Origin of the sequence: Streptomyces sp. NPDC091271 (assembly GCF_044757505.1) — a bacterium.
Classification (GTDB): Bacteria; Actinomycetota; Actinomycetes; order Streptomycetales; family Streptomycetaceae; genus Streptomyces.
Genome location: NZ_JBIVVD010000007.1, coordinates 104,417 through 130,262, shown reverse-complemented (window position 1 = coordinate 130,262; position 25,846 = coordinate 104,417). Strand labels below are relative to the sequence as shown.

At 72.0% G+C, this 25,846-nt stretch carries 22 protein-coding genes; 12 read left to right on the top strand and 10 right to left on the bottom strand.

Annotated elements, in window-relative coordinates:
* Positions 1–114 precede the first annotated feature (114 nt).
* The 4 genes from ACIQM3_RS27620 to ACIQM3_RS27605 all read left to right on the top strand — a co-directional run bounded on the left by ACIQM3_RS27620 (position 115) and on the right by ACIQM3_RS27605 (position 5,480).
* Positions 115–1,410 (top strand): nucleotide sugar dehydrogenase, encoded by a 1,296-nt coding sequence (locus ACIQM3_RS27620; RefSeq protein ID WP_401628689.1) that lies wholly within the window; start codon positions 115–117, stop codon positions 1,408–1,410.
* On the top strand, positions 1,407–2,345 hold the full coding sequence (locus ACIQM3_RS27615; RefSeq protein WP_401628687.1) for a hypothetical protein: 939 nt from the start codon (positions 1,407–1,409) through the stop codon (positions 2,343–2,345). The genes ACIQM3_RS27620 and ACIQM3_RS27615 overlap by 4 nt, the downstream gene beginning before the upstream one ends.
* Complete coding sequence (locus tag ACIQM3_RS27610; RefSeq protein ID WP_401628684.1) at positions 2,342–3,829, top strand: glycosyltransferase; 1,488 nt, start codon at positions 2,342–2,344, stop codon at positions 3,827–3,829. Before ACIQM3_RS27615 ends, ACIQM3_RS27610 begins: the two co-directional genes overlap by 4 nt.
* 100 nt (positions 3,830–3,929) lie before the next feature.
* Positions 3,930–5,480, top strand: coding sequence for a polysaccharide deacetylase family protein (locus ACIQM3_RS27605; RefSeq protein ID WP_401628680.1), 1,551 nt, complete (start codon positions 3,930–3,932; stop codon positions 5,478–5,480).
* 27 nt (positions 5,481–5,507) lie between these two features.
* On the opposite strand, the gene mgt is transcribed toward ACIQM3_RS27605, so the two are convergent.
* The 4 genes from mgt to ACIQM3_RS27585 form a co-directional block, all read right to left on the bottom strand.
* Positions 5,508–6,716 carry a macrolide-inactivating glycosyltransferase gene (gene mgt, locus ACIQM3_RS27600; RefSeq protein ID WP_401628677.1) on the bottom strand — a complete coding sequence of 403 codons (1,209 nt, stop codon included), beginning with the start codon at positions 6,714–6,716 and terminating at the stop codon, positions 5,508–5,510.
* A 65-nt stretch (positions 6,717–6,781) separates the two neighbouring features.
* Positions 6,782–8,077 carry an ABC transporter substrate-binding protein gene (locus ACIQM3_RS27595; protein WP_401628674.1) on the bottom strand — a complete coding sequence of 432 codons (1,296 nt, stop codon included), beginning with the start codon at positions 8,075–8,077 and terminating at the stop codon, positions 6,782–6,784.
* Positions 8,077–8,916, bottom strand: a complete 840-nt coding sequence (locus tag ACIQM3_RS27590; protein ID WP_401628671.1) for a carbohydrate ABC transporter permease — start codon at positions 8,914–8,916, stop codon at positions 8,077–8,079. Before ACIQM3_RS27590 ends, ACIQM3_RS27595 begins: the two co-directional genes overlap by 1 nt.
* Positions 8,913–9,851 (bottom strand): carbohydrate ABC transporter permease, encoded by a 939-nt coding sequence (locus tag ACIQM3_RS27585; protein ID WP_401628668.1) that lies wholly within the window; start codon positions 9,849–9,851, stop codon positions 8,913–8,915. Before ACIQM3_RS27585 ends, ACIQM3_RS27590 begins: the two co-directional genes overlap by 4 nt.
* 126 nt (positions 9,852–9,977) lie before the next feature.
* Here ACIQM3_RS27585 and ACIQM3_RS27580 point away from each other — a divergent pair, with 126 nt between their 5' ends.
* From ACIQM3_RS27580 to ACIQM3_RS27570, 3 genes are all read left to right on the top strand, one after another.
* On the top strand, positions 9,978–10,844 hold the full coding sequence (locus ACIQM3_RS27580; protein ID WP_401628665.1) for a phosphotransferase enzyme family protein: 867 nt from the start codon (positions 9,978–9,980) through the stop codon (positions 10,842–10,844).
* 52 nt (positions 10,845–10,896) lie between these two features.
* Entirely contained in the window at positions 10,897–11,409 is a 513-nt protein-coding gene (locus tag ACIQM3_RS27575; RefSeq protein WP_401628662.1) for a hypothetical protein, read from the top strand.
* A 92-nt stretch (positions 11,410–11,501) separates the two neighbouring features.
* Positions 11,502–11,855: a DUF4333 domain-containing protein gene (locus ACIQM3_RS27570; RefSeq protein ID WP_401628659.1), complete on the top strand. Its 354-nt coding sequence runs from the start codon at positions 11,502–11,504 to the stop codon at positions 11,853–11,855.
* Here the strand turns inward: ACIQM3_RS27570 and ACIQM3_RS27565 are convergent.
* Positions 11,838–12,599, bottom strand: coding sequence for a 3'-5' exonuclease (locus ACIQM3_RS27565; protein WP_401628656.1), 762 nt, complete (start codon positions 12,597–12,599; stop codon positions 11,838–11,840). The two genes, ACIQM3_RS27570 and ACIQM3_RS27565, sit on opposite strands and share 18 nt — an antisense overlap.
* Before the next feature lie 78 nt (positions 12,600–12,677).
* Positions 12,678–13,910: an SAV2148 family HEPN domain-containing protein gene (locus ACIQM3_RS27560; protein ID WP_401628653.1), complete on the bottom strand. Its 1,233-nt coding sequence runs from the start codon at positions 13,908–13,910 to the stop codon at positions 12,678–12,680.
* A gap of 378 nt (positions 13,911–14,288) precedes the next feature.
* On the opposite strand from ACIQM3_RS27560, the gene glgX reads away from it, so the two are divergent.
* Both glgX and treY read left to right on the top strand, forming a co-directional pair.
* Positions 14,289–16,445 carry a glycogen debranching protein GlgX gene (glgX, locus tag ACIQM3_RS27555; protein WP_401628650.1) on the top strand — a complete coding sequence of 719 codons (2,157 nt, stop codon included), beginning with the start codon at positions 14,289–14,291 and terminating at the stop codon, positions 16,443–16,445.
* A gap of 98 nt (positions 16,446–16,543) precedes the next feature.
* Positions 16,544–18,928 carry a malto-oligosyltrehalose synthase gene (treY, locus tag ACIQM3_RS27550; protein ID WP_401628647.1) on the top strand — a complete coding sequence of 795 codons (2,385 nt, stop codon included), beginning with the start codon at positions 16,544–16,546 and terminating at the stop codon, positions 18,926–18,928.
* Between the two features lie 13 nt (positions 18,929–18,941).
* On the opposite strand, the gene ACIQM3_RS27545 is transcribed toward treY, so the two are convergent.
* Complete coding sequence (locus ACIQM3_RS27545) at positions 18,942–19,508, bottom strand: FHA domain-containing protein (RefSeq protein ID WP_401628644.1); 567 nt, start codon at positions 19,506–19,508, stop codon at positions 18,942–18,944.
* Between the two features lie 163 nt (positions 19,509–19,671).
* Between ACIQM3_RS27545 and ACIQM3_RS27540 the strand changes: the two genes are divergently transcribed.
* A complete protein-coding gene (locus ACIQM3_RS27540; protein WP_401628641.1) occupies positions 19,672–20,634 on the top strand; it encodes a GNAT family N-acetyltransferase in 963 nt (320 codons plus the stop codon).
* A gap of 202 nt (positions 20,635–20,836) precedes the next feature.
* Positions 20,837–21,748 carry a GNAT family N-acetyltransferase gene (locus ACIQM3_RS27535; protein ID WP_401628638.1) on the top strand — a complete coding sequence of 304 codons (912 nt, stop codon included), beginning with the start codon at positions 20,837–20,839 and terminating at the stop codon, positions 21,746–21,748.
* Here ACIQM3_RS27535 and ACIQM3_RS27530 read toward each other — a convergent pair.
* Positions 21,720–23,114: a GH1 family beta-glucosidase gene (locus ACIQM3_RS27530; RefSeq protein ID WP_401629769.1), complete on the bottom strand. Its 1,395-nt coding sequence runs from the start codon at positions 23,112–23,114 to the stop codon at positions 21,720–21,722. The two genes, ACIQM3_RS27535 and ACIQM3_RS27530, sit on opposite strands and share 29 nt — an antisense overlap.
* Before the next feature lie 283 nt (positions 23,115–23,397).
* On the opposite strand from ACIQM3_RS27530, the gene treZ reads away from it, so the two are divergent.
* Entirely contained in the window at positions 23,398–25,158 is a 1,761-nt protein-coding gene (gene treZ / locus ACIQM3_RS27525) for a malto-oligosyltrehalose trehalohydrolase (RefSeq protein ID WP_401628635.1), read from the top strand.
* A gap of 24 nt (positions 25,159–25,182) precedes the next feature.
* On the opposite strand, the gene ACIQM3_RS27520 is transcribed toward treZ, so the two are convergent.
* Complete coding sequence (locus ACIQM3_RS27520; RefSeq protein WP_401628632.1) at positions 25,183–25,491, bottom strand: hypothetical protein; 309 nt, start codon at positions 25,489–25,491, stop codon at positions 25,183–25,185.
* Between the two features lie 26 nt (positions 25,492–25,517).
* Entirely contained in the window at positions 25,518–25,841 is a 324-nt protein-coding gene (locus ACIQM3_RS27515; RefSeq protein WP_401628630.1) for a hypothetical protein, read from the bottom strand.
* Positions 25,842–25,846 lie beyond the last annotated feature (5 nt).

Here is a 25,846-nt window from a genome sequence, read left to right as displayed (position 1 = left end):
AGCAACCCACCCCGTCCCTCACGCGAGAACGCGCGACAAACCGCTTGCACGACGAATCAGAGTGACGAGGCGTCGGGCAGCCCGGCGCGCGCCGCCGCCGTACCTCCGGAGCCCGTGACCGCCGCGAGCCTGCCGTCCCAGGTCCAGCACGGCCGCCGCCCGACGGTCGCGGTCGTCGGTCTCGGTTACGTCGGACTGCCCACCGCGCTCTCGCTGCACGCGGCCGGCCACACGGTGGTCGGCGTGGACACCAGCGAGCCCCGGCTGCGGGACATCCGGTCCGGGCTGGTCGACCTGCTGCCCTCGCAGCACGTCCGGCTGACCGCGGTGCTCCAGGACGCGGACTTCCGGCTGACGTCCGACCCCACTGCGGTCATGGGCACGGACGCGGTGATCATCTGCGTGCCGACCCCGGTCGACGGGGAGCTCGTGCCCGATCTGCGCGCGCTGACCGCCGCCTGCGCGTCCGCGGTGGCCCACGCGGTTGCGGGACAGCTGCTGGTCCTCACCTCGACCAGCTATGTCGGCACCACGCGTGACCTCCTCGTCGAGCCGCTCGCGGCACGGGGGTTGCGGCCCGGCACCGATGTCTTCGTGGCGTTCGCGCCCGAGCGGATCGACCCCGGGAACCCGGCCCACTCCCCCGACCGGACACCGCGCGTGATCGGCGGTGTCACTCCCCGGTCCACCGAGCTCGCCGCCTCCTTGCTGGCCGGAACCGCACCCTTCGTCCACCGGGTGGACAGCCCGGAGGCAGCGGAGATGAGCAAGCTGTGGGAGAACACCTTCCGGGCGGTCAACATCGCACTGGCGAACGAACTGACGGAGAGCTGCCTGGAGTTCGCGCTGGACCCGCGACAGGTCATCGAGGCCGCGGCCACCAAGCCGTACGGCTTCATGCCCTTCTATCCGGGCGCGGGCGTCGGCGGGCACTGCATCCCCTGCGACCCGCACTACCTGCTGTGGCAGTTGCGGGCGAGGAAGAGGACGTCCCCTCTGGTGGACACCGCCATGACGGCGATCGCCGAGCGGCCCGCCCGGGTCGCGGGGAAGGCGCGGGACGCCCTCGCGGCCGGAGGGCTGGGGACCGCCGGCTCCCGGGTGCTGATCCTGGGGGTGGCCTACAAGCCCGGTGTGGCGGATCTGCGCGAGAGCCCGGCCCTGGAGATCATGGACCGGCTCACGGCCTGGGGCGCCACCGTCGAGTACACGGACCCGCTGGTGCCGTGCCTGGACCGGCACGGCGTCGTACGGCGCAGTGTCGAGGCCCCCGGAGCGCTGGACTGGGACCTCGTCGTCGTCCACACCGTGCATCCCGGCACGGACCTGGGCTGGCTGGACGACGGCCCCGGCGTCCTGGACGTCACGCATCGCCTGACCACGGCCGCCGCCACCGGCGCCGCCGTATGAGAGCCTCCCCGGCCCCGAGCCGGCGCACGCTGCTCACCGCCGCCGTCGCGACCCCGGCCGCCGGGCTCGCCGGTGTCCTCACCTCGGACGGGCCGGATCCGGACACCGCCGTCAGGTTCGGGGACGGCAAGGCCGCGGGCGGACAGGCGGCCGCCGGCCCGAGCCCGGGGGAAGCGGACCCGGCGGCGCCCGCCGGTGGTCCCGGGGACCCTTTCCGCCCGGACTTCCCGGCGGAGGGGCTGGTCACCAACGAGTACGCCCACAGCCATCCGGACTCCGAGGACGCCCGTCTCTCGCCCGACTGGACCGTCACCAGCGGTTCCCTGTTCGCGCACTGGGCCTTCGGATGGACCGGCGTACCCGACGGCGAGGCGCCCGGCCCCGACTCGGGCCTGCACACGGGGTCGGCCGTCTTCCGGCTCGTGAGCCGCCGTCAGGACTTCGGCGACACCACCGTGCGGTCATGGGTGTTCCTGAAGCCCCCGGGCGCCACCGGACGTACCCCCGCGCGCGACTGGGACGGCGGACATCTCTGGCTCCGCCACCACAGCGCGCAGGAGCTGTACGCCCTGAGCTTCCGCCGCCGCGACGGCATGGTCGTTCTCAAGCGCAAACACCCGGCGCCGGGCCGGCCCGTGGACGAGGACGGCGTCTACACCACTCTCGCGACGGCGGATCACGCCCTCGACTACGGCCGGTGGCATCAGATCTCGGCCACGGTGACCACCAGGAGCGACGACCGGGTCCGTATCGCGCTGTCCCTGAACGGGCGAACGGTCCTCGACGCGGAGGACCGGGAACCGGGCCGGCTGACGGAGGCGGGAGGGGTCGGGCTGCGCGGCGACAACACCGAGATGGCGTTCCTCGGCTTCACGGCGCGGGACCACACCGGCCGCCGCCCCCCGCACCGCCCGGCGGAAGGGACGTACCGGTGAACGCCCTCCACCGGCCACAGGCCGGTCCCCGCGCCTCTGCGCCGGACACCGCGCACGACACCGTGCCGGGCCCCCGTGGGATGCGCGCGCTCAAGCACCGGGTCACCCCCACCGACCCCGCGCTCCGGCACGGGGTGCGCCGGCTGCTCGTCCTGCTCTGCCTGATGCCGCTCCTGGTCGTCCTGGCCCATCACGCCGTACGGCTGCCCCGGCTGACCTTGCCGGTCTGCTACGGGCTCGTCGTGCTGGCCGGCACGATCACCCTGCTCTACATCGCCTACAGCCGGTACGAGGACCCGGCCGAGGGCGAACTACGGGTGCGGCCGGGCCCCGACGAGGCCTTCCCGCCGCTCCCCGCCGACCCCCGGGTCGCGTTCCTGCTGGCCGTCAAGGACGAGGTGGACGGCATCGAGGCGTGCGTACGCTCCATGGCCGCCTCCGACTGCCCCGGGGTACGGATCATCGTGGTGGACGACCACTCCCAGGACGGGACGGGCGACGTGCTGCGCCGGCTCCGGGACGAGCTCGGCATCACCGTCATCCACCTGGACTCCAACGTCGGCAAGAAGCACGCGCTGGTCCGCGCCTGCGAGCTCGCCGACACCGAGATCATCGCCTTCACCGACTCCGACTGCGTCCTCGCCCCCGACGCCCTGCGCCGCTGTGTGCGCGCCCTGGTCACCCACCCCGAACTGGGCGCCGTGAGCGGCCACTGCCGTGCCCTCAACACGGACGCCGGATTCCTGGCACGGGCGCAGGACGTCTGGTACGAGGGCCAGTTCAGGGTGGCGAAGGCGGCGGAGGCGTCCTTCGGCTCGGTGTCCTGCGTCTCGGGACCGCTGGCCGTCTTCCGCCGGGACGCCGTCTACAACTACCTGCCGGCGTGGGCCGACGACCGGTTCATGGGCGCGCCGTTCCGCTTCGCCACGGACCGCCAGCTGACGGGATACGTCCTCGGACAGGCCTGGAGGGGTGCGGCGCTCAAGCGCCGCTACGCCGCGTCCCCCTTCGTCGAGGAGGACTTCGCCGAACGCCGCTGGCGCGTCGGGTACGTACGCTCCGCGAGGGTGTGGACCGATGTGCCGGCCCGGCTGGGGCCCCTCCTGCGGCAGCAGGTCCGCTGGAAGAAGAGCTTCATCCGCAACCTCTTCTTCACCGGCTCCTTCATGTGGCGCCGCGGGCCCGGCCCCGCCGCCCTCTACTACGGGCACGTGCTGTGGGTCCTCGCCGCACCGGTGATGGCGTTCCGGCATCTGGTCTGGGCGCCGGTGCACGGAGCGCTCTTCCTGACCCTGCTCTACTTCTGCGGAGTGATCCTCAAGGGCTGTGTCTGGGGGCTCGCGTACAGGCTCGACCACCCCGGGGACACCCGCTGGCGCTACCGGCCCCTCATGAGCCTGTTCTCCTCGGTGCTGCTCGCCTGGCTGCTGCCGTACTCCCTGCTCACCGTCCGGCGCGGCGTCTGGTCCAGGGGGGCGGCATGAGAGATCTGGCCCGTCTGTTCACCAGGGCGCTGGCCGCACTGCTCAGCGCGGCGGCCGTCATCACCGTCTACCTTCTCGTGCTCTCCCGGGGGGCCCTGCCGTGACCCACTCCGCACCCAGGCGGGCGCTGCTCGGGCTGCTCGCCGTGGCGATGGTCTGCGTGCCCTTCTACGGCGCCTGGCGCTACGACGAGTCCGACCGGGCCGTGGCGGCGCAGGAGGCCCCTCCCGGGCCCGGTCGCGGGGCCGCCGCGGTCGCGGGCGGGCCGGCCTCCGGGCGGCGGACGGAAGGCACCGCCCCCGTCGTGCTGGCGTACCACGACATCGGCCGTGACAGCCGCAGCCGCTACACGGTGACCCCCGAGGCGTTCGACGCCCAGCTCGACGCCCTCTCGGCGGCGGGCTACCGCACGCTGAGCAGCGAGGAGTTCACCGCGTATCTGCGCGGAGGTCCGGCGCCGGCGCCGCGCTCGGTGTTCCTGACCTTCGACGACGGCGCCCACGGGCTGTGGGTGCACGCCGACCGCATCCTCGCCGGACACCGCATGCGGGCGGCCGCCTTCCTCATCACCCGTGCGGTGGGGAGCCATCGCCCGTACTACCTCTCCTGGGAGGAGATCGGCCGTATGGCCCGGTCGGGGCGCTGGGACTTCGAGAACCACACGCACGACCTGCACCGGCGCGAGGCCGTGGACGCGGCGGGCCGTACGTCCTCCGCGCTCGCCTCCCGGCTGTGGCTGCCCGGCGAGGAGCGGCGGGAGACGGCGGAGGAGTACCGGCGGCGGATCGAGGCCGACCTGGACCGGTCGATCGGCGACATCACCCGCCGGGGGCTGCCCAGGCCCCGGCTCTTCGCCTACCCCTTCTCCGAGACGAACGGGCACGCGTCTGCTCTGGCCACCGACCGGATGCTGCGTACGGCGCTCGCCGAGCGGTTCGTGGCCGCCCTGACCAACTACTCCGGCCGTCCGCTGCCGGCCGGGCGCCGGGCGGCGGCCGCCGGTGAGGTGCAGCGGGTGGAGGTCACCGCCACAACCGGCGTCCTGGAGCTGCTGGCCGAGGTCCGGCGCTGGACGGCGGTGTCCCCGGCCGACTGCCCGGCCCCGCTCACCCAGCCAGGGTCGTGGCGGCGTGACGGCCGTTGGCGCGCCCCCGGTCTCGGGGCGTTCACCGGCGCGGGCCCCTACCCCGGCCGCACGGGGTACACCTCTGCCGCCTACCGGCCGACGGGCTCGGCCGACTGGACCGGTTACGGAGTCGACTTCCGGGTGGCAGGGCTGCGGGAGTCGGAGAACAGCGTCGGCGTGATCGTGCGCGACGGCAGCCTCGACCCGCTCGAGGTGTCGCTCAGCTTCAGTTACGTCCGGCTGCGCGAACACAGGGGCGGCCGGTGGCACGAGATCGGCCGCCGCACCCTGACCGACGCCTCGGCGCACCGGGTCAGGATCACCGTGGAGGGCGGCCGGACCCTGGTCGCCGTCGACGGGAGGACGCAGATCAGACAGGCCGCGCGCGCGGCCGGCGGCGACGCGACCGGAGGGATCGCCGTCAGCGTGCGTAACGGTGACCCCGACGGGGGCTGGCCGCGCTTCACCTCCCTGACGGTGCGTCCGTCGGCCGGCACGGGGAAGGACGGGGCACGGCGCGGGTAGCGGCTCCTGCGGCCCCGTCGAGGCCGGTCAGCGCTGGCGGGCGGGGAGTTCGGCCTCGATGATGTCGGCTGCCCGCTTCGCCCCGCCCTCCCCCGCCATCTGCTCCCGGATCCGCACCAGCCGCGCGGCCACGTCCGGATCGTCCACCAGGGCGAGCACCGCGTCGCGCAGGGACGCGGCGTCGGCCTCCTCCTTCGGCAGGTGCCGGGCGACGCCGATGGCCTGGAGCATGTCCGCGTTGCCGAACTGGTCGACGGCCTGCGGGACCGCCACCATGGGGGTACCGGTGGCGAGCCCTTCCTGGCTGCCGCCCGCGCCCGCGTGGGTGATGAAGGCGTCCGCCTGCTTCAGCACGGACAGCTGCGGGACCCAGGAGTGCACCTCGACGCTGTCCGGTACGTCCCCGAGCTCCGCAGGGTCGACGTGGAGGCCGATCTGCAGCACCACGTGCCAGTCCGGCAGGTCACCGAAGGCCTTCACGCACTCGCGGTAGAACGCGGGCTCGTTGGTGAACGACGAGCCGAGGGAGACCAGCAGGACCTTCCCGGCCCCGGCGGGCCGCTTCCACTCCCCCTGGTCGGCGCGCTCCCCCTGGCAGGCACCGACGAAGGTGAACCTGGCGTGGTCCACCCGGTCGGCGTTCGGCTGGAGCGCCTCGGGGATGAGCACCAGGCCGCGGCGCGGCCGGGCCACGAAGTCGTCGGACGAGAGGTCACCCAGGCCGTTCTCCGCGAGCCACGCCGCGAAGCGCGCGTAGTACGCCCGGCCCCGGTCGGTCTGCTTCAACTCGGCGGTCGCGGGGTCCCCGACCTCCTTCTCGTACCCCTCCCAGGGGACCAGGTTGGGCCAGAGCTGGACGGCGGGCACTCCCCAGCGGTGGGCGAGGACGCGGGCCGGGTAGGAGGTGATGTCGTGCAGGACGAGGTCCGGTTCGTCGCCCTGGAAGGCGTCGGCGAGCTGCGGGAGGGCCTGGATCGCGTCCGCGAGGAACGGTTCGAGGTTGTCGATCAGTTCGGTCCCCCAGTCCTCCGGGTTGTCCTCGGTGGGCAGCACCGAGGTGTAGATCACCGGCTCGGCTCCGGTCGCGGCGACCTTCTCGGCGAAGGAGGCCGGGATGGCGTAACTGACGCGGTACCCACGGGCGACGAGCTCCCGGATCACTTCGAGGCTCGGGTTCACGTGCCCGTGGGCGGCGATGGAGAACATGGCGATGTGGGCACGCGGGGTCGATGTCATGCCCTCACCGTAAACGAGACGCAACGTCTCGTCCAGCCTATTTCCCGGTCCGTGCCGGGCCCTGCTCAGCGCTGGTAGCGGGCCAGCACCCTGTTCCCGTCGTCGACCAGGCGTTTCCTCAGCTCCTCGGTGTCGATGGCCCCGCTGTAGTACTCCTGGAGCGCGGGCGTGGCGACCTTGTCCTTCCACTCGGGATAGCCGCGCACCGACTGTGCGGGGGCCGGGCGCAGCGACCGGGCGAGAGCGGTGCCGGTCGCCCAGCCGTTCTTCTCGGTGTGCAGTGCGGGATCCGCGAGCGCCTCGGTGCCGGTCGGCAGCATCCAGTCGCCCCTGGCCAGCCGCACCATGTTCGGCGGGCGCAGGAGGAAGTCGATGAACCGCGCGGCCTCCTTCTTGTGCGGGCTGTCCTCGGCGACCGAGAGGGTCTGCGGACTGACCCCCTGGGCGAGCCCTCCGCTGCCTGCCGGGGTGGGCAGAACCGTCCATTCGAAGCCCTCGGGGGCCTGCTCCACGACCTGCTGGCGGTAGGAGAAGCCCAGCGGGACCATGGCGTACTTGCCGCCGAAGAATCCGGGGAGCGTGTCCGAGCCCCCCATGCCGAGCGCCGAACGTGCCGCGCTGCGGTCGGAGTTGACCTGGTCCCGTACCGTGCCGGGCATGACCTGGTCGCCCTCGCCCGACCGGATGGCCACCTTGCCGTCCGCGCCCCGGTGGAAGAGCTGCCCGCCGGCGGAGAGGCCCAGATTGAGAGTGACGGAGACGGGCTCCTTGAGCGGCCAGGCGACCCCGTACGTCCCCTTCTTCGTCAGCTCCGCGGTGACCTGCCGGAATTCCGGCCAGCTCCAGGGCTTCTCGGGGGTGGGGATCCGGACACCCGAGGACTCCAGGATCTTCTTGTTGGCGATCAGGACCTTGGGCTCCTGGAGGAACGGCACGCCGTAGACGCCGTCATCGAAGGTGGTGGTGGCCCAGGACTGCTGCGGGATGTCCTCGGTCAGCCGGTCCGGCAGCAGGGTCCGCAGATCGGCGAGGTAGCCGCCGTACGCGAAGTCCGCGAGGTCGTCCGAGGCGTCGTGGATGATGTCGGGCGCCTCACCGCCCTCGAAGGAGGTGAGCAGCTGGTCGTGGACGTTGTCCCAGCTGCCCTGGACGTAGTCCACCTGCACGTCGGGGTTGACGGCGTTCCACTCGCGCACGAGCTGCTTGTTGGCGTCGACGGACTCCTTCTGCCAGGCCAGCGACTGGAAGCTGAGCCGGATCGTGCCGTCCGCGTCCGTACCGCCGCCCTCCCCCGAGCAGCCGGCCAGCAGGAGGACGAGGGTGGTGGTCACCGCGGCGAGCGCGGGCAGCCGACGGCGCATCAGTGCTTCACCGCCCCGGCCGTGAGACCGCCCGTGATGCGCTTCTGGATGATCGCGAAGAGCACGAGCGAGGGAAGAGTGGCGAGGAACGCGGCGGCGGCGAGCGGCCCGAGGTCGGCCACGCCCTCCGCGCCGAGGAAGTGGGTGAGTACGACCGGCAAGGTCTGCTTCTCCGGTGTCTTGAGCAGGACGAGCGCGAAGAAGAACTCGTTCCATGCGGTGATGAACGCGAAGAGCGCGGTGGCGACGATCCCGGGGGCCAGCAGCGGCGCGGTGACCGAGATCAGGATCCGCGCCTTGCCGGCCCCGTCGACAGCGGCGGCTTCCTCCAGCTCGGGGGGCACGGCCCGCACGTACCCGGCCAGCATCCAGAGCGCGAAGGGGAGGGACCAGACGACGTACACCAGGATCAGCCCCCACAGCGAGTTGATCAGGTGCAGGTACTTGAGGACCAGGAACAGCGGAATGATCACCAGGACGAAGGGGAACGCCTGGCTGACCACGACCCACCCGGTGGCGGCCGTGGACAGCCGCCCGCGGTGACGGGCCATCACATAGGCCATGGGCGTGGCGATGACGACCGCGATCAGGGCGGCGCAGAGCGCCGCGGTGAGCGAGTTGGCCGCGGCCCGGAGCAGCGGCTGCTCGTCGAAGGCCTGCCGGAAGTTGTCCAGCGTCGGGTCCTCGGGGATCCACGTGGGGTGCAGCGAGCCGAGCTCACGGGCCGGCTTGAAGGCGGTGGAGATCAGCCAGAGGAAGGGGAACGCCAGGAAGACGAGGTAGCACAGGAGCGCGGCGTACTGCCCGGCGCGCGCGGTTCTGCCCGTACGGAGGCTCATGCGTCCTCGCCTCCCCCGAGCCGGCCGACGAGGTAGACGGCGAGGAGCACCGAGATGACGGCGACCATCACGCATCCCATCGCGGCGGCGTAGCCGAACTGCCCGTAGCGGAAGGCCTCTTCGTAGGCGAAGAGCATGGGCAGCCGGGTGCGGCCTCCCGGCCCTCCGCTGGTCAGGACGTAGACCAGGGCGAAGGAGTTGAAGTTCCAGATGAAGTTGAGCGCGCTGATGGCCAGTGCCACCGGCCGGATGGCGGGCCAGGTGACCGTGCGGAAGCGTCGCCAGGCTCCCGCTCCGTCGAGGGCGGCCGCCTCGTGGAGTTCGTGTGGGGTGTTCTGCAGCCCGGCCAGCAGCGCCACGGTGGTCTGCGGCATGCCGGCCCAGATGCCGACGACTATCACGGCGGGCAGAGCGGTGGCGAGACCGGTCAGCCAGTCCCTGCCGTCGCCGAGCCCGAGATCGCGGATGGTCTCGTTGAGGATGCCCGCGTCGGGGTTGTAGACCAGCCGCCACATGATGCCGACGACGACCTCGGGCATGGCCCAGGGAATGATCGCCAGAGCCCTGGCGAGCCAGCGCATCCGCAGGTTCGCGTTGAGCAGCAGAGCGAGACCGAGGGCCAGCACGAACTGCGGGACCGTGACCCCGACCGCCCACAGCAGGCCGATCCGGAACGAGTCCCAGAACAGGGTGTCGTGGAGCAGGTCCTGGAAGTTGAGGACCCCGATCCACTGGGTGGAGCGGGTGCGGCCCGACTGGGCGTCGGTGAAGGCCAGCAGGATGCCGTAGACCAGCGGGCCGACGCTCAGGATCAGGATCGGGATCAGTGCGGGCAGCACCAGGAACCAGGTGGCGCCGTCCCGTCGGCGGCCCTCACCCCGGCCGCCCTGTGGGCTCTTACGCCCGGACCGCTCCGTTGCGGTCGCCAATGTCATGAATTCGACCCCTTTTACTTCCTTGGATCGGTTTCATCCCCGTATCGCCGCCCGGGCGGCCCCCGTCATCGTGCTGACGGACCGCCCGTTCGTCAAGGTGGCCTGCGAGGATGAGAAAATCGAGCCATGGACGACATGCGTGCGCGCGAGGTACTGACGGCCGCCGGACTGCCCGCCGGGGCGGAACTCCTCGCACTCGGCGAGAACGCGGTGTTCGGCCTCGGCGACCTGGTGGTGAAGGTCGGCCGGGACTCGACGCAACACCCGGAGCTCCGGGAGCGGGCCGAGCGCGAGGTGGCCGTCGCCCTGTGGCTCGCCGACTCGGGCGTACCCGCCGTGCGGGCCGCCGAACCCCTGGCCCGCCTGGTCGAGGGCCACCCGGTGACCTTGTGGCACCGGCTGCCCCGCGCCGTGCGCCCGTCCGAACCGCGGGATCTGGCCCCGCTGCTCACCCAGGTGCACGCACTGCCCGCCCCGGAGGGCTTCACGCTGCCGCGGCGTGAGCTGCTCGGCGGTGTCGAGCGCTGGCTGCGCTTGGCGGGCGAGGCGATCGATCCGGCCGACGCCGACTATCTCCGCGGCCGGCGCGACGGCTTCGCGAAGGCCGCGGCGGCCCTCGCCCCGCACCTGCCGCCGGGTCCCGTCCACGGCGACGCGCTCCCCCGCAATGTCCACGTCGGCCCGGACGGGCCGGTGCTGGTCGATCTGGAGACCTTCTCCGCCGACCTGCGCGAGCACGATCTGGTGGTTCTCGCGCTCTCCCGTGACCGGTACGGCCTGCCCGCGCAGGCCTACGACGCGTTCACGGAGGCGTACGGCTGGGACGTACGCGCCTGGGAAGGGTGCGCGGTGCTGCGCGGCGCCCGCGAGACGGCGAGCTGCGCCTGGGTGTCCCAGCACGCCCCGGCGAACCCCAAGGCCCTGGCGGAGTTCCGGCGCAGGGTGGCGTCACTGCGCGAGGACGACCCCGAGGTGCGCTGGTATCCCTTCTGAGCCGCACCCCCGTCGCGCACAGCGCCTGATGCGCGTGGCATAGGTTGACCGCATGGGAATCCTCGACATGCTCACCGGAACCAGGCACCCCGAGGACGGGGTGGAGCCGCGTCCGGCCGAGGACCTGCGGAGTGCCCTGCTCGGCCTCAACCGGCCCGACGTCCCCTACATCATCCGTGACGGCGCGTCGGACGGCGCCGACCTGGTGGCGGAGTGGCGGATCGCCGAGCCCGCCTGGCAGACCTTCTTCATCGGATCCCAGCTGACGCACGCCATCCGGATCCGGATGCGCCTGGTCGAGGAGAGCCATGAGGTGCGGGCCGTCGAGGAGCAGTGGGAGGTCACCCGCGTCGGCAATCCCCCTCGGCTCCGGACCTCCGCGGAGTACGGGCGGGGCTCGGGCAGGACCGTCTCCCGTCGCTGGTCGCTCCAGCGCGGGGAGGACGGCCGCCTCCAGGCGACGGAGACGTCCAGCTTCGACAGCGCGGAGCTGACCGGCCCGTTGCGGAACACCGCCCTCACGGCCGGCTGGACCTGGCGCGGAGTGCTCTTCGGGAAGCTGTGATCCGGCCGGATCCGGACGCCCCGTATCGGCCGCGCCCGCGCCGCGTATGCTTCCGGCCACTGCCTCGGAACATTCGGAACTGGAGCTCCCCCATGCCCATAACCCGCTCGACCGCGGTGACATGGAGCCTCTCGGCCCTGGCCGCCGGCCTGCTGCTCGTCGGCTGCTCGGCCTCGGTCGACGTCGGGAGCTCCGAGCCGAAGATGTCCGCGGACAAGCTGGCCGACACGGTGGCCGAGAAGCTCGCAAGCACCATGAACCAGCCGAAGCCGGACGTCATCTGCCCCGAGGACCTCGTCGGGAAGACCGGCACCACCACGCGTTGCACACTGACGGCGGACGACGGCAGCACCCTGGGCGTGTCCGTCACCGTGACCTCGGTCGACGGTGACCGGATCGACTTCGACATCAAGGCCGACGAAACGGCCTCACCGGCTTCGAACTGACGCCCCCGCATCGCTCTCGCCCGCCTGCGGCTCGCGCCTCCGGGGGATGAGCGGCCAGGCGGCTTCGACGACGGCCGCCGGGTCCGCGGTGCGCCGCAGATAGGCCTGCAGGGAGAGCGACTGCTCGGCGGCCGCGTGCACCTGGAGGCCGTGCAGGTCCTCCAGCGCCATCACTCCGACGGGCTGGTGCCTCTCCCCCATGCTCCGCACCACCCGGGCCGCGGCCACGGCGTCCGCCCTCGCGTCGTGCGCGTCCTCCAGCGACACCCCGTAGTGGTCGCACAGGGCGTGAAGGGCACGCTTCCCCTTGCGGTACTTGTCGACATGCTTGTCGATCACCAGCGGATCGATGACGGGCGAGGGCGCGTCCCCCAGCCGCTCGCTGACCGACTCCACGCCGTACCTCCGGCACTCACGGTCGAGCAGGGAGAGGTCGTAGCGCGCGTTCATCACCACCAGCGGCGTCCCCGAGCGCAGCCCGTCGGCGACGGCCCGGGTGATCTCCTCGATCGCGGAGGCGGCCGGTGCCCCGTGCTCGCGGGCGCGTTCGGTCGAGATGCCGTGGATCGCCGACGCCTGCTCCGGTATGGCGACGCCCGGATCCAGCAGCCAGGTCAGCTCCTCCGAGACGGATCCGTCCGCCTCCAGCCGGACGACCGCCGCCGTCACGATGCGGTCGGTCTCGACGTCCGTCCCCGTGGTCTCCAGGTCGAACGCCAGCAGCGGCCCGCTGATCCAGCTCATCCCGTACCTCCTTCTTTGGTGCGTTCCCCCAAGTGATGACCACCTTCGCACGCACCACTGACAACGCTGGAAGGGGCGTCAGGAGACGGGCCTGGAGTCCGTCCAGACGGACTCGAACTCCTCGCGGTACGTCTCGAAGAGGCCGTGCTCGCTGTCCTGCCCCGCCCTGACCACCGCACGCCCCCCGCCGCGCAGCACCAGCACGGGCGCCTCCATGCCGCGTGCGCGCCGCAGATACGTCTGGACGACCCCGACCGCGTCGGATCCGTCGCCGTCCACCAGATACGCCGTGAAGCGCGGCGTCTCGTCGAAGACGTGGATCTGGAAGGCACCCGGGTCGCGGAGCTTGGAGCGGACCCGGCGCATATGGAGGATGTTCATCTCGACGGAGCGGCTCAGTTCGCCCTTCTTGAGGCCCAGTTCGCGCTCCCGGCGCTTGACCGCGCTGCTCGCCGGGTTGATGAACAGCAGCCGGACCCGGCAGCCCGACTCGGCGAGGCGCACCAGCCGACGCCCCGAGAAGTTCTGTGTGAGGAGGTTGAGCCCGATGCCGATCGCGTCCAGCCGGCGCGCGCTCCCGAAGAGGTCCTCGGCGGGCAGCTGACGCTGCAGCCGCACCCGGTCCGGGTGGACGGAGACCACGTCGGCGTAGCGGTCGCCGACCAGCTCCTCCACGGCGTCCACCGGCAGCCGCTCGGCGGAGGGGACGGCCGCGCCGCTGCCGAGGATCTCCAGGAGCCGCGCGGAGGCGCGTTCGGCCTGCGCCAGGACCGCCTCGTTGAGCGCGCGGTTACGGGAGACGACGTTGCGCGCCACCTCCAGCTCGTCCAGCGCGAGCTCCACCTCGCGGCGGTCGTCGAAGTACGGCTCGAAGCAGGGCCAGTGCTGGACCATCAGCTCACGCAGCTGCGGCAGTGTGAGGAAGCTCAGGACGTTGTCGTCGGCCGGGTCGAGCAGATAGCCCTTGCGGCGCGAGACCTCCCGGACCGCGACGGCGCGCTGCACCCACTCCTGGCCCGCGGGCCCCGCGGCGGCCACCACCCAGTCCTCGCCGTGCACCGGCTCGTAGATCGGCCGGATCACGGCGGAGACCACGGCGCGCAGCCGCTGTTCCACCAGATTCAGCCAGATGTACGCCCGCCCGGCGCGCTGGGCGCGTGTGCGCACCTCGTTCCAGGCGTCCGCTCCCCAGTTCAGATCGGCACCGATCTCCATGGGCTGTGCGAGGGAGACAGCCCCTGGCGGGGCATCGGTCGATTCCCCCTCGTGACCCGTGTCACCTGGGGGCAGCTCGAACCCTCCCGAGCTCACCCGTGTACCGCCTTCCACTCCCCCACCAACGATCAAGGAAGGGTACTCCGGTAGCGGGAGCCGGTGCAGCAGGATGCACAGGCTCCTTACTCAACTCCCCTATGCCGCAGGCTCGTTCCTTGCGGTGAGATCGGGTGGAGTGAGATGGTTCATAGTGATTGCGCACCCCCTCGCACGCCGCATACCGGACGGAGGAGCTGCCCGGCGGCCCGGGCCCCTGTCCGGGCGACACCGAGGCGTACCGGGTTGACCGGCCCGGTGGGCTCCGACGACGGAAACCGGCCGCACCGGTCGACGTACTAGGTACAGGACCGTCTTTCGGGGAGTATCGGGGCGAAAACCCCCAGCACCCGGATCAGAAGTGGAAGAGTCCTATCTATGCAGGTCTGGCCGGGACACGCGTATCCGCTCGGCGCCACGTACGACGGCGCCGGAACCAACTTCGCGGTCTTTTCGGAGGCCGCCGACCGAATCGAGTTGTGCCTTCTGCACGACGACGGTTCAGAAACGGCGGTGGAACTCCGCGAGACCGACGCCTTCGTCCGTCACGCCTATCTGCCCGGGGTGATGCCGGGGCAGCGCTACGGCTTCCGGGTGCACGGACCGTACGAGCCGCAGCACGGACAGCGCTGCAACTCGGCGAAACTGCTCCTCGATCCGTACGCGCGTGCGATCTCGGGGCAGATCCAGTGGGGCGAGGCGGTGTACGGCTACCCGTTCGGCAAGCCGGACGAGCGCAACGACCTCGACTCGGCGCCGCACATGATGAGCTCGGTCGTGGTCAATCCCTACTTCGACTGGGGTGACGACCGCCGCCCGCGCACCGACTACCACCGCACGGTGATCTACGAGGCCCATGTGAAGGGCCTGACGATGCTCCACCCGGGCCTGCCCGAGGAGCTCCGCGGCACCTACGCGGGACTCGCACACCCCGAGATCATCGCCCATCTGACGGAGCTGGGCGTCACCGCGATCGAGCTGATGCCGGTGCACCAGTTCGTCCAGGACCACCGTCTCGCCGACGCCGGCCTGGCCAACTACTGGGGTTACAACACCATCGGCTTCTTCGCCCCGCACAACGCGTACGCCTCCTGGGGCGACCGCGGTGAACAGGTGCTGGAGTTCAAGCAGGCGGTGAAGGCACTGCACCAGGCGGGCATCGAGGTGATCCTCGACGTGGTCTACAACCACACCGCCGAGGGCAACCATCTCGGCCCGACGCTCTCCTTCCGGGGCCTGGACAACGCCTCGTACTACCGCCTGGCGGACGACCAGAAGTACTACATGGACACCACCGGCACCGGGAACTCCCTGCTGATGCGGTCCCCGCACGTCCTCCAGTTGATCATGGACTCCCTGCGGTACTGGGTGACCGAGATGCACGTGGACGGCTTCCGCTTCGACCTGGCCGCGACACTCGCACGCCAGTTCCACGAGGTGGACCGGCTGTCCTCCTTCTTCGACCTGGTGCAGCAGGATCCCGTGGTGAGCCAGGTCAAGCTGATCGCCGAGCCCTGGGACGTGGGCGAGGGCGGCTACCAGGTGGGGAACTTCCCGCCGCTGTGGACCGAGTGGAACGGCAAGTACCGGGACACGGTGCGGGATCTCTGGCGGGGTGAGCCCCGGACCCTCGCGGAGTTCGCCGGGCGCCTGACGGGCTCCTCGGACCTCTACCAGGACGACGGAAGACGCCCGCTGGCCTCGATCAACTTCACCACCTGCCACGACGGTTTCACGCTGCACGACCTGGTCTCGTACAACGAGAAGCGCAACGACGCCAACGGCGAGGGCAACCGGGACGGCGAGAGCCACAACCGCTCGTGGAACTGCGGGGCGGAGGGGGAGACCGAGGACAAGGAGGTCCTGGAGCTGCGCAGCCGCCAGATGCGCAACTTCATCGCCACGCTGATGCTCTCCCAGGGCGTGCCCATGCTGAGTCACGGCGACGAGTTCGCGCGGACGCAGCGGGGCAACAACAACGGCTACTGCCAGGACAACGAGCTCTCCTGGGTCCACTGGCCCGACCCGGCCGCCGCCTCGCACGCGGAGGACGGCGACGAGGAGGGCGGCTCCACGGACACGAGCCTGCTGGAGTTCACCCGGTCCATGGTCTGGCTCCGCCGCGACCACCCGGTCTTCCGGCGCAGACGCTTCTTCCACGGCCGTCCTGTGGAGGGCACGCACGACGAGCTGTCCGACATCGCGTGGTTCACCCCCAGGGGTGAGGAGATGACCCAGCGGGACTGGCAGGCCGCGCACGCCAAGGCCATGACGGTCTTCCTGAACGGACACGCGATCTCCGAGCCGGGGCCGCGCGGTGAGCGCATCTCCGACGACTCGTTCCTGCTCATGTTCAACGCGGGTGCCGAGACGCTGGAGTTCGCCGTCCCGATGAACCACGGCAAGCAGTGGCAGGTCGTCGTGGACACGGCGATCCCGGACGGCGTGCCGCCGGGGGCGGGCCCCAAGGTGTCGGCGGGCGAGCGGGTGACGCTCGTCGGGCGGAGCCTGACGGTGCTCAAGCGTCCGGCGTAGGCCGTTGGGGTGACCGGACCGACCGGGCGGGCCCGACCGGTCGGTCCGGGTGGCGCAGAAGGTGGGAGAGAGGCGTCCGGGTGGGTACGTACGAGTCCATGACGCCCACCGCCACGTACCGGCTGCAGCTCCAACCGGACTTCCCGTTCGCCGCCGCCGCGGACGCCGTGCCGTATATCGCCGAGCTCGGCGTCTCCCATCTGCATCTGTCCCCCGTCCTGGAGGCCGTGCCCGGCTCGGGGCACGGCTACGACGTCGTCGACCACCACACGGTGCGGGCCGAGTTCGGGGGCGAGGAGGGGCTGCGGGAGCTGGCCGTCACGGCTCGCGCCCACGGCCTCGGGCTGATCCTCGACATCGTGCCGAACCACATGGCCGCAGCGCCCCGGCACAACCTGCCGCTCTGGGAGGTGCTGCGCGAGGGCCCGGAGTCCCCGTACGCCCGCTGGTTCGACATCGACTGGGCGGCGGGCGGCGGGAAGGTGCTGCTGCCCGTGCTGGCGGGGCGGTTCGGCGAGGAGCGCGGCAGCATCGAGCCGGGCATCCGGGACGACGGCACGCCGGTGCTCCGGTACGGCGACCTGGAGTTCCCCCTGCGTGAGGGTACGGCGGACCTCCCGCCGGATGAGCTGCTGGCCGCCCAGCACTACCGGCTCGCCTGGTGGCGGCTGGCCAGGACGGAGCTGAACTACCGGCGCTTTTTCACGATCTCCGATCTGATCGGTGTCCGGGTGGAGCACCCGGAGGTCTTCGCCGCCACCCACGCCAAGATCCTCGAACTGGTCCGCGACGGGGTCGTCGACGGGCTGCGCGTCGACCACCCTGACGGGCTGGCCGACCCCGCCGCGTATCTCGGGCGGCTCGGCGACGCCACCGGCGGGCGGTGGACGGTGGTGGAGAAGATCCTCACCGGTCCGGAGGCCCTGCCGGCCGGCTGGGCGGTCGCGGGCACGACCGGGTACGACGCGTTGCACCGGATCGACGGCGTGTTCACCGACCCGATGGGCGCGGCCGACCTGCTGGGCCGCTACCGGGACTTCGCGGGCCCTCCCGGGGACCGCGGCGGCTACTGGACCGCGACCGTCCGCCGCGCGGCGTACCGTGTGGTCACCCATGAGCTGGCCGCCGAGACGGAGTGGCTGACCCGCCTCGCCGTCGAGGCGTGCGCCGGGGACGCCGCACTGCGGGACCACGCGCCGTGGGCGCTGCACACGGCGGTGCGCGAGCTGCTGGTGCGGGTGCCCGTCTACCGGCCGTACGTGACCGCGGGCGGTCCGCTCACGGAGATCGCCGAGTCGACACTGCCGGCCGAGGCGGTGCGGGACGCCAGGGCGGTGTTCTCGGTCGCCCAGGAGGCGGACGCCGTCGATGTGGTGCGGGATCTGGCGCTGGGCCGGCTCGGCGACGGACCGGAGCACGTGGCGTTCTGTGCCCGGTTCGCGCAGACCGCGTCGGCGCTGCACGCCAAGTCGGTCGAGGACACGGCGTTCTACCGCTACGTCCCGCTGATCTCGGCGACCGAGGTGGGCGGCGATCCGGGCCGGCCGGCGGTGGGCCCGGAGGAGTTCCACGCCTTCTGTGCCCGGATCGCGCGGGACTGGCCGGCCACCGGCACGGTGCTGACCACCCACGACACCAAACGCAGCGGCGACGTACGGGCCCGGATCGCGGTCCTCTCCGAATGTCCCGAGCGGTGGTCCGCGCTGGTCGCGCGGCTGGCCGGGGCGGCCTCCGTGCCGGCCCCGGACCCCCAGCTGGCCTGGCAGGCCTGGCAGTCGGCGTACGGCTGCGCGGGCCTTCCCGCCGGTGAGATGGCGGGCAGGCTGGAGCCCGCGCTGCTGAAGTCCGTGCGCGAGGCCGGGCTGTTCACCAGCTGGACGGAGCCGGATCCCGCGTACGAGCGGGCGGTGACCGACTTCGTGGCGGCCGGTCCGGGCAGCGACGCGGGCGAGGCCCGGTCGATGATGACCGGTTTCGCGGACACGCTCGCCCCCTTCGTGCGGGCCAATGTGCTCGGTGCCGCGCTGGTGCATCTGACGATGCCCGGGGTGCCCGACCTGTATCAGGGCACGGAGCGGGAGTACATCGCGCTGGTCGACCCGGACAACCGGAGGCCGTTCAGCAGGCCCTCGGGGGGTGAGGACGAGAAGGCGGCGCTGACCACGGCCGCGCTGCGGCTGCGCCGGGAGCGCCCGGAGCTCTTCGCCGAGTCGGGTACCTACGCCCCGCTGGCGGCGCGGGGCCCGGCGGCCGCGCACTGTCTGGCGTTCTGCCGGTCCGGCGAGGTGGTCACGGCGGTGACCCGGCTGTCGCTCCGGCTCGACGAGGAGGGCGGCTGGCGCGACACGGAGCTGGCGCTGCCCGACGAGGGGCCGTGGGCCGATCTTCTGTCCGCCGGACGGGAGTTCACCGGGCCCGTGGTCCGGGTGGCGGAGCTCTTCGCGGACCGGCCGGTTGCGCTGCTGGTGAGGGCGGGGCGCTGAGCGGTGCGCTCGCTCAGGGTGGGGGCACGGGCAGCGACGCGCAGAGCCGGAAGCTCATCCGGCCGAAGCTCACCTGGTCGCCGTCGCGCACCACGACCGAGCCGACGACCCGCTGGCCGTTGACGCAGGTGCCGTTCGTCGAGCCCAGGTCGCGCAGGATCCACCGGCTGCCGTGCGCGGTCAGTTCGGCGTGCAGCCGCGACACCGTCTCGTGGCTGAGCCGAAGCCCGTTGCCCGGGTCGCGGCCGATGCGCAGCGGGTGCGGTCCGGGCACGGGCAGCAGGAGTCTGGGCAGCCGCTCGGACTGCCACGCCCTGCGCACCCGGGCCGGAAAGGCGGAGACCCCGCCCACAGCGCGGAACAGGTTGCGGGACCAGCGCCCGCCCGACTCCAGGTCCGAGGTCAGCGCCTTCAGCTCCTCGGAGCGCCGGGCGGTCAGGGCGAGTTCCATGCGTCGCAGGAACGTGTCGTGGGAGAGCTTGCCCTGTGCGGCGCCGTCTCGGAGCACACCGAGTACACGGTCGCGCTCGGCGTCCGAGAGCCGCGCGGGATACGTGTAGTGCTCGAAGGAGGACGTCACAGCACCGATTGTCGGCCGACAGGCCCGAGGTGTCCAGACGATGCCCGTTTCCGGCCACCCTGACCTGCGCCGCAGTGGGTGGATGCCGCTCGCCGGGGGCCCGGCACTTGTTATCCTCGCGCGCTGCCGCCGTCGTAGGCGGCACTCGCGTCGAGGAGACTCTGTGACCCATGCTCCACCGGAACTGACCATCCGTCCGCTCACCGGAGCGGACGAACTCGGTCTCTTCCTCCGGCTGCCCTATGTGCTCGACCATGAGCTCGCCGACGACCTCGCCACGGGCCGTCGCCGCCCCGAGTGGATGTGGGTGGCCCTGCGCGGCGACCGCGTGGTGGGGCGGATCGCCTGGTGGACGGGCCAGGAGGGCGGCAGCCCTCAGCTCCTGGACTTCTTCGACCTGGACGACACCCTGCCGGAGCCGGAGCGCGGGACGATCGGGCTCGAACTGGTCGAGAAGGCGACCGCCGCGGTCGTTCCCGCCGGGTCCGCCCGGCCCGAGTACGGTCGCTACATCCCGCCGGACTGGCGCGAGGACCCCGCCGCCCGCGATGTCGTGGAGGCCCGGATACGGGTCATGGAGGCGAGCGGCGCCCGGATGCTGGTCGAGCGGCTGCGTCTGGAGTGGCGGGCCGGCACACCGGTGCCCGAGGACACCGGCCGGCTGGTGTTCCGCCGGGTCACCGGACGCGAGGACCTCGTCGCGCTGATGACCCCGGTGATGGAAGGCACCCTGGACGCCCACGGCCAGGCGGACCTGGCCTCCGGCCTGAGCGCCCGCGAGGCGGCGGAGAAGCAGTACGACGAGGAGTTCGCCGGTCTCAGGACGCCTCGGGAGTGGTGGCGGATCGCGGAGCTGCCGAACGGTGAGCCGGTGGGCTTCGTCATTCCGGCGCGCAACAACTACCACCCGATGATCAGTTACATCGGGGTGCTGCCGGCGCAACGGGGCCACGGCTACATCGACGACATCCTGGCCGAGGGGACCCGGGTGCTCGCCGCGCAGGAGGGTGTGGAGCGGATCAGGGCGGCGACCGACCTCGGGAACGTCCCGATGGCGAGGTCCTTCGAGCGCCTGGGGTACGTCAACTTCGAGCGGGCCTTCGACATGGTGTGGGACCAGCCGTAAACCGGTGGACGCGGGGTGCCGGAGGCCGTAGTGTCGGCGCCCGGCACCCCCTCGGGCGCCTGCCCAGGACGAGGAAGGAGGCGAGACACGTGCGTGACATCGGCACCACCCGTAGCACCACGTTCACGCGCTCCCGTCCCGTCCGCAGGACGGTGTCGGACTCGGTCTGACCGGGGGCGCCGAGTCCCCGGAGGACACCACCATGACCGTTCCGGTCATCCGTTCGCTCACCCCGAGCGACGCATATCTCTTCGATTCCCTGCAGGGTCACTCTCTCGTCGGCCGTGCCGCGTTCGGCCACCGCTACGCCACCGTGGACGAGGGCGGCGAGTACCGGCCCGAGTGGTCCTGGGTGGCCCTGCGTGACGGCGTCGTCGTCGCCAGGGCGGCCTGGTGGGGCGGGCCCGAGGACACCGAGCCCGTGCTGCTCAACTACTTCGACTTCGCCGAGGGCGAGGAGGCCGCGGGCACCGAACTGCTGCGCCGAGCACCGTGGTCCGTCGAGTACGAGCTGATCGTGCCGCCCCGCTGGCGGGACGTGCCCGCGGTCCGGGCGGCGGCCTCGGCGCGGATCGCGGCGGCCGAGGCGGCCGGTATGAAGCCGCTGGTCGAGCGCTACCGCTACGAGTGGACGCCCGCCGACGGGCTGCCCGTGCGGCCCGGCCGGCTGGAGTTCCGCGCGGAGCCCGACGACGCGGTGGTCCTGGACGTCCTGCGCCGGGTCCACTCCGAGACGCTGGACGCCCACGCCCGGCGCACCATCGAGGGGCCGGGCGGTCTGGAGCAGGCCGCCCAGGAGGAGCTGGACTTCTTCAACTGGTGCCCCTCGCCCCGCTCCTGGTGGCAGCTCGCGTACACCCCGGACGGCCGTCTCGCGGGCATCCATGTGCCGGCCCGCAATCCGGGCGGGCCCTGCATCGGCTTCATCGGGGTCGTTCCGGAGGAGCGCGGTCACGGCTACGGCTACGACCTGCTCGTCGAGTGCACCCACTTCCTGGCGGCCGAGGGCGCGACGTCCGTCGCGGGGGCGACGGACCGGGGCAACACGCCGATGGCGGCCGCGTTCGCCCGGGCCGGTCACCGCATCACGCAGGAGCGCGTCCACCTGGTGTGAGCGCCGTCCCCCGCGAGCCCCCGGTGCGTTGCGCGCTGATCACGTCGCGGTACCAGGCGTACGACTCCTTGGGCGTGCGGCGCAGCGTCTCGTAGTCGATGTGGACCAGGCCGAACCGCTTGCTGGCGCCCTCGGTCCATTCGACGTTGTCGGTGAGTGACCAGGTGAAGTAGCCGCGCACGTCGACGCCCGCGTCGATGGCCGTACGCAGTGCCTCCAGGTGCCCTTCCAGGAAGGCGATGCGGCGGCCGTCGGCGACGGGCTCGTCGACGGCGCAGCCGTTCTCCGTGATGTAGACGGGCGGCAGCCGGTCGCCGAAGCGGTCCCTCAGCTGCCCGAGGGTCTCGGCGAGCCCTTCGGGGACGACGGGCCAGCCGAAGTCGGTGGTGTCGTAGCCCTCGATCTCCCTGATGCCGAAGGGAAGCCCCTCGGGCATGGTGTAGCCGGAGAACGAGCCGAGCGCTTCGGGGCGCGGGGCGCCGACGAGCGTCGGGTTGTAGTAGTTGACGCCGTACCAGTCGAGGGGCGCCGAGATGACCTTGAGGTCGTCCTCGACCGGCCCCGGCATCAGCGAGGCGAAGCCCTCGTCGGGATAGCGGCCGGTGAGGACCGGGTCGGCGAAGAGCCAGTTGGTCAGGGTGTCGTAGAGCTCCGCGCCCGTGCGGTCCTCGTCCGACTCCCCCGCCGTCCACACCGGTGAGTGGGAGAGCGCGATGCCGATGTTGCCGGCTCCGGCGGCGCGCAGTGCCCGTAAGGCCAGTCCGTGCGCGAGCAGTTGGTGGTGGGCGGCCGGCAGGGCGTCGAAGAGGAGCGTGCGGCCGGGGGCGTGCTCGCCGAGCGCGTAGCCGAGCATGGTGACCTCGGCCGGTTCGTTGATGGTGATCCACATGGGGACCCGGTCGGCGAGGCGTTCGGCGACGATGCCCGCGTACTCGGCGAAGCGGTAGGCGGTGTCCCGGTTGAGCCAGCCACCCGCCTCGTCCAGCGGGAGCGGCGTGTCCCAGTGGTAGAGCGTCGGGGCCGGGGCGATGCCGTGGGCGCAGAGTTCGTCGACGAGCCGGTCGTAGAAGTCCAGCCCCGCCGGGTTGAGCGCGCCGCTGCCGCCGGGTACGACACGGGGCCAGCTGATGGAGAAGCGGAAGGCGTCCGCGCCGAGTCCGGCGAGCAGGGCGACGTCCTCGCGGTAGTGCTCGTGGAAGCCGGTGCCCCGGGTGGTGTCGGTGCCGTCCTTGATCCGGCCGGGCTGGGCGGCGAAGGCGTCCCAGCCGGAGGGCCCCTTGCCGTCGGCGTCGAAGGCCCCTTCCGTCTGGAAAGCGGAGGCGGAGGCTCCCCAGAGGAAGCCGGGTGGGAAGGTCGGCACGGTCATCTCGGCCTCCAGCAGCCGTAGGAGGGACCCAGGGCCTTTCGTCTGGATCATGCCGGGCTCGCGCGCTCCCGCGCCGCTCCCTGAGACAGCCTGATCCGAACGGGAGACCTGGCACTACTGCCCGGGCTCGCCGCGAATGAGCAGAACCCGCTAGGGCAATGATCAGGACCAGACCCTAATCGCCACTTACGGGCTCGTTCCAGTGTCCTGGGGCCGTGCGTGCGAATTCCGCCGATCGTGGGGCCTCCGGCGAGGCATCAGGTTCATGGACGAGGAGTGCTGAATGCAGTTCGAGGTGTGGGCCCCCGAGGCCGGCTCTGCCGCACTGTGCGTGGCGGGCGGCCGCCGGCCGATGGAGCGTGACCCGCTGCGCGCGGGCTGGTGGACCACGGAGACCGAGGCGGCGGACGGGGACCGTTACGGGTTCTCGCTCGACGACGGCCCCGTGCTGCCCGATCCGCGCTCCCGCCGCCAGCCGGACGGTCCCGACGGCGAGAGCGCGGTCGTCGACCACGGCACCCACGCCTGGCGCACCGTCTGGGCGGGGCGCGGGATGCCGGGCGCCGTCCTCTACGAGCTGCACATCGGCACGTTCACCGAGGCGGGCACCTTCGACGCCGCGGCCGAGCGGCTCGGGAGCCTCGTGGACCTCGGCGTCACCCATGTGGAGCTGATGCCCGTCTGTCCGTTCCCCGGCACACACGGGTGGGGGTACGAAGGGGTGTCGCTCTGGGCGGTGCACGAACCCTACGGGGGTCCGGCAGGGCTGAAGCGCTTCGTCGACACCGCGCACGGTCTGGGCCTCGCGGTCGTCCTGGACGTGGTCCACAACCACCTGGGCCCCTCGGGCAACTACCTGCCGGCCTTCGGTCCGTACTTCACGGACACGCACCACACCCCCTGGGGTTCGGCCGTCAATCTCGACGCTCCCGGCTCGGACGAGGTGCGCGCGTATCTGCTGGGCAGTGCGCTCGCCTGGCTGCGGGACTACCGCCTGGACGGCCTGCGGCTGGACGCCGTCCACGCGCTGGCCGACGGGAGGGCTCTCACCTTCCTGGAGGAGCTCTCCACGGCCGTCGACGCCCTCGCCTCGGAGCTCGGCAGACCGCTGGGGCTGATCGCGGAGTCCGATCTCTGCGACCCGCGGACGACCACTCCGCGCACGGAGGGCGGCATCGGGCTGCACGCCCAGTGGAACGACGACTTCCACCACGCCCTGCACACCGCGCTCACCGGCGAGTCCCAGGGCTACTACGCCGACTTCGCGGCCGCCCCGCTGGCCGCCCTCGCCAAGACCTTGACCAGGGCGTTCTTCCACAACGGCACGTACTCCAGCTTCCGGGGCCGCACGCACGGCCGCCCGGTCGACGTCACGCGGACGCCCGCCCACCGCTTCGTCGGTTACGCCCAGACCCATGACCAGATCGGCAACCGTGCCCTCGGTGACCGGCTCGCCGCCGGGCTCTCCCCCGGGCTTCAGGCGTGCGCCGCGGCGCTCGTGCTCACCGGGCCGTTCACCCCGATGCTCTTCATGGGCGAGGAGTGGGGCGCCCGCACCCCGTGGCAGTTCTTCACCGACCACACCGACCCGGAGCTGGCCCACGCCGTGCGCGACGGCAGGCGGCGGGAGTTCGGGGCGCACGGCTGGGCCGAGGAGGACATCCCCGATCCGCAGGACCCGGACACCCGGGCCCGCTCCTGCCTCGACTGGAGCGAACCGGAGCTCGAGCCCCACGCCCGGCTGCTCGCCTGGTACCGCGAGCTGATCGCCTTGCGCCGCGCCCTGCCGGACCTCTCCGATCCGGATCTGGCGTCGGTGCGGACGGCGTACGACGAGGAGGCCCGCTGGATCGCCTACCGGCGGGGCGATCTGCGGATCGCGGTCAACCTGTCCGGGAAGCCGGCCGCCATCCCGCTGGGGGCCGGCCGGCGCCGTGCGCCCGGGGGCAGGGTGCTGGCCGCCTGGGAGCCGGCCGAGGCCCCGGGTGACGACGGGGTGCTGCACCTGCCGCCGGAGTCGTGCGTGGTGCTGGCCGACGACTGAGGCCGCGCCCCCTGCGGGCGGCCGTCAGATCTTGCCCCGGTCCCATGAGTTCAGAGCGCCGTCGAAGGAGCGGACCAGGGCCAGTACGGCGGCCCCCGACCGCGGGTCCAGGAAGGCCTCCTGGAGATGCAGCTGGTTTCCGTGCGCCTTGAACTCCAGGGGCACCCGGCCGCCCTCGCGCCAGATGATGCGGCCCGGTCCACGAGGAACGTCGCCACCGAACACGGCCGCCACGAAGAGGAACGGCAGCAGGGGCGAGAACAGCCACCACACGCACCACCAGAAGATCCGGCCCTTGTATCCCACCGCGTCGGGTGCGCCGGGCCGGCTCACCGTCCACCGGACGCGCAGCCCCCTCCTCAACGCCTTCTCGCGTACGACGGTGCACAGGAGCCCTGCGCGCCGAGTACCTGATACACCGAGGTCCCCTTCCCGCAGGAGACGGTCACCACGGTGGCGGCCCGTGCCCCGCGGTACTCGTCCGCCCACAGGACGAAGGAGCGCGCGCCGCTGCCCCGGGCCGCGAGATAGGCGGGCACGCCGCCCGGCGGCAGCTCCCGTTCCACGTGGGCCACGGTCCGGGACGGCCCCGGCTTGACGAAGAAGTCGATCTTGCGGGCGACCGGCTCGGGAGCGACGCCCTCCTGTCGCCTCGGGTGACTCATCGTCAGAATGCCGGCCATCCGGT

Coding starts and splice junctions, on each gene's coding strand:
- ACIQM3_RS27595 (WP_401628674.1), bottom strand. CDS start 8,077: ATGCGCCGTCGGCTGCCCGCGCTCGCCGCGGTGACCACCACCCTCGTC.
- treY (WP_401628647.1), top strand. CDS start 16,544: ATGACGCCCACCGCCACGTACCGGCTGCAGCTCCAACCGGACTTCCCG.
- ACIQM3_RS27590 (WP_401628671.1), bottom strand. CDS start 8,916: ATGAGCCTCCGTACGGGCAGAACCGCGCGCGCCGGGCAGTACGCCGCG.
- glgX (WP_401628650.1), top strand. CDS start 14,289: ATGCAGGTCTGGCCGGGACACGCGTATCCGCTCGGCGCCACGTACGAC.
- ACIQM3_RS27615 (WP_401628687.1), top strand. CDS start 1,407: ATGAGAGCCTCCCCGGCCCCGAGCCGGCGCACGCTGCTCACCGCCGCC.
- ACIQM3_RS27580 (WP_401628665.1), top strand. CDS start 9,978: ATGGACGACATGCGTGCGCGCGAGGTACTGACGGCCGCCGGACTGCCC.
- ACIQM3_RS27515 (WP_401628630.1), bottom strand. CDS start 25,841: ATGGCCGGCATTCTGACGATGAGTCACCCGAGGCGACAGGAGGGCGTC.
- ACIQM3_RS27575 (WP_401628662.1), top strand. CDS start 10,897: ATGGGAATCCTCGACATGCTCACCGGAACCAGGCACCCCGAGGACGGG.
- mgt (WP_401628677.1), bottom strand. CDS start 6,716: ATGACATCGACCCCGCGTGCCCACATCGCCATGTTCTCCATCGCCGCC.
- treZ (WP_401628635.1), top strand. CDS start 23,398: ATGCAGTTCGAGGTGTGGGCCCCCGAGGCCGGCTCTGCCGCACTGTGC.
- ACIQM3_RS27535 (WP_401628638.1), top strand. CDS start 20,837: ATGACCGTTCCGGTCATCCGTTCGCTCACCCCGAGCGACGCATATCTC.
- ACIQM3_RS27570 (WP_401628659.1), top strand. CDS start 11,502: ATGCCCATAACCCGCTCGACCGCGGTGACATGGAGCCTCTCGGCCCTG.
- ACIQM3_RS27565 (WP_401628656.1), bottom strand. CDS start 12,599: ATGAGCTGGATCAGCGGGCCGCTGCTGGCGTTCGACCTGGAGACCACG.
- ACIQM3_RS27585 (WP_401628668.1), bottom strand. CDS start 9,851: ATGACATTGGCGACCGCAACGGAGCGGTCCGGGCGTAAGAGCCCACAG.
- ACIQM3_RS27530 (WP_401629769.1), bottom strand. CDS start 23,114: ATGACCGTGCCGACCTTCCCACCCGGCTTCCTCTGGGGAGCCTCCGCC.